The organism is Inquilinus limosus MP06 (genome assembly GCF_000767795.1).
Classification (GTDB): domain Bacteria; phylum Pseudomonadota; class Alphaproteobacteria; order DSM-16000; family Inquilinaceae; genus Inquilinus; species Inquilinus limosus_E.
Genome location: NZ_JANX01000779.1, coordinates 1 through 2,267 on the forward strand (window position 1 = coordinate 1; position 2,267 = coordinate 2,267).

A 2,267-nucleotide genomic window follows, 5' to 3' on the forward strand; every position below is an offset into this window, starting at 1 on the left:
CCAGGCTGCGCTCGATCGTCGACAGGGACGTGCCGTCCAGCCCGCCGAAGGTGCCGAGCGTCGGCGGCGACGGCTCCGGCGGCCGGGAGGGCACCTGCCCGGGCGAGGACGACACCACCACGGTGGTCCCGTCATCGTCGGCAGCCTCGGCCGGATCCGGGGTGCCGGCGCCGATCGGGGCTTCGTCGCCGGACAGCTCCTGCAGCGCCGCCGTCATCTCCGCCGCGCTGGCGAAGCGGTCGTCCGGCTGCTTGGCCAGGGCGCGGTCGACGACCCGCACCAGCGCCGGCGGCAGGTCCGGCCGCTTGTCCTGCAGCGGCGGATGCGGCGCGTTGATCAGCTTGTAGATGACGTCGGTGTAGTTGAGGCTGCTGAAGGCACGCTCGCCGGCCAGCAGCTCGTACAGGACGCAGCCCAGGGAGAACAGGTCGCAGCGCTGGTCGATCGGCCCGCCACGGCACTGTTCGGGCGACATGTAGCTGGGCGTGCCGACCATCATCGCGCCCAGGGTGGAGTCGGTGGAGGTCAGCCGCGAGATGCCGAAATCCGTGACCTTCAGCCGGGCATCGGCGGTCAGCAGGATGTTTCCGGGCTTGATGTCGCGGTGGATGATGCCAAAGCCATGGGCGTAGCCGAGCGCGTCGAGCACCTGCAGCGCGATGCGCACGACGTCCGGCAGGCCGGCCTGGGAGCCGCGCCGGAAGGCGTGGTTCAGGCTGACGCCCTCGACATACTCCATCACCAGGAACGGGTTGCCCTCGTGCACGGCGTAGTCGTAGATGCCGACGATGTTCGGGTGGACGCAGCGGCCGGCGATTTTGGCCTCGTTGCCGAAGCGGCGCAGATACTCGTCCCGGTCCTCCCCCTCCAGCAGGTCGGCCCGCACCAGCTTGATCGCCACCGGCCGCTCGATATGCGGGTCATAGGCCTTGTAGACGACGCCCATGGCGCCGCGGCCGAGCATCGCCTCGATCCGGAACCGACCGATCGCGTCGGGCAGCGGCAGGGCGGCGGTGTCAGTCACCCAGCATTCCCATCGCCGTCACCAGGCTGCGGCGCATCCGGTTGAAGGACACGGCCAGCGACCCGATCTCGTCTCGCGACGCGGTCGCGAATTCCGGCACATCCATGTTGCCCAGGCTGATCTCGTCGGCCAGCCGCGAGATCCGCCGCACCGGCACGATGATGAAGAAGTGCAGCAGCAGGTTCAGCAGCACCATCATCACCGCGAAGATGATGGTCAGCCCGCCCATGACGATCGTGAGGTTGGACCGGGCCTGGGCCAGCGGCACCCGCTCCGGCACCGACACGACCTGCGCCCCGATGATGTCGCCGAGCTTCCAGCCGAAGCCGTTGTCGCGGCCGTAGATGTCGATCATCGAGGATGGAGCGGCCTCGGGGGTCGAGTGGCAGGCGAGGCAGCTTTCGTTCGAGACCCGGATCGGCTGCGAATAGGACAGGATCGACCCGCCATTCTCCCCCACCCGCTCGGTCACCAGATGGTCCAGCTCCGGCTGCGCCCGCAGCGCCTTGATGATGTCGGCCTCCCACGGCACCGGCTTGTCGGCCGGGTTGGTGGGGTTGGTCGTGGGCTGCCGGAAGGCATAGTCCGGGAACTCCTTCGACATCTGGTCGAAGGTCTGCTGGGCGGCGAAGAACGGGATGCTCTGCGGCAGGAACTGGGCCTTCATCTGCGGCGTCAGCAGCGGCGCCACCTGGGTGTCGGTGTAGTGCACCGTGGCCTTGGCCGCCCCCATGATGGCGGCGGCCTCCGCCAGCACCGCGCGCCGCGCCTCGCGCTCGCTGGCGGCGTTGACGAACAGCGCGGCCAGGCCCAGCCCGGCCAGGAAGGCCGCCAGCATCACCAGGTTGAACTTGACCCGAAGCGTCATGGCGTCACGGCCCGAGATTCAGCAGCTTGGCGATCTGGATCTGCGTCAGCACGCCGCTCGACGGGTCGCCGATGCTGGCCTGGAAGGCCCGGATCGCCTCCCGGGTCCGGCCGTCCATGCGGCCCGAGGGCGATCCCGCGTAGAAACCGCGCCGGGCCAGGGCAGCCTGGATCCGGCCGGTGCGGGAATCCGTCGGCCGGGCCGGGGGTTGGGTGGCCTGCACCGGCGCGGCCGCTGCAGGGGCGGCCGGCGGGGTCTGGGCCGCCTCGCCGTGCGGGGCCGAAGTCTCCGGGACGATCGGCTGCTGCTGATCCGCGGGACCGATATCGGCGACCTGCGGTGCGGCCTCGGCCGGGCGCGGCGGCGGCACCAGCT

3 protein-coding genes are annotated in these 2,267 nt (G+C 70.4%); all 3 read right to left on the reverse strand.

Going from position 1 to position 2,267, the window contains the following annotated elements; genetic code table 11:
* Positions 1-1,024 (reverse strand): serine/threonine-protein kinase (locus P409_RS32250; RefSeq protein ID WP_152613665.1); only part of this gene is annotated, 1,024 nt, incomplete at its 3' end.
* Positions 1,017-1,892 (reverse strand): c-type heme family protein, encoded by an 876-nt coding sequence (locus tag P409_RS32255; RefSeq protein WP_034848233.1) that lies wholly within the window; start codon positions 1,890-1,892, stop codon positions 1,017-1,019. The genes P409_RS32255 and P409_RS32250, both read right to left, overlap by 8 nt.
* A gap of 4 nt (positions 1,893-1,896) precedes the next feature.
* On the reverse strand, positions 1,897-2,267 hold a 371-nt coding region (locus P409_RS32260), incomplete at its 5' end, for a peptidoglycan-binding domain-containing protein (protein ID WP_034848235.1).

Excerpts from the sequence above, each read along its gene's own strand:
- P409_RS32255 (WP_034848233.1), bottom strand. The coding sequence starts at position 1,892 with ATGACGCTTCGGGTCAAGTTCAACCTGGTGATGCTGGCGGCCTTCCTG.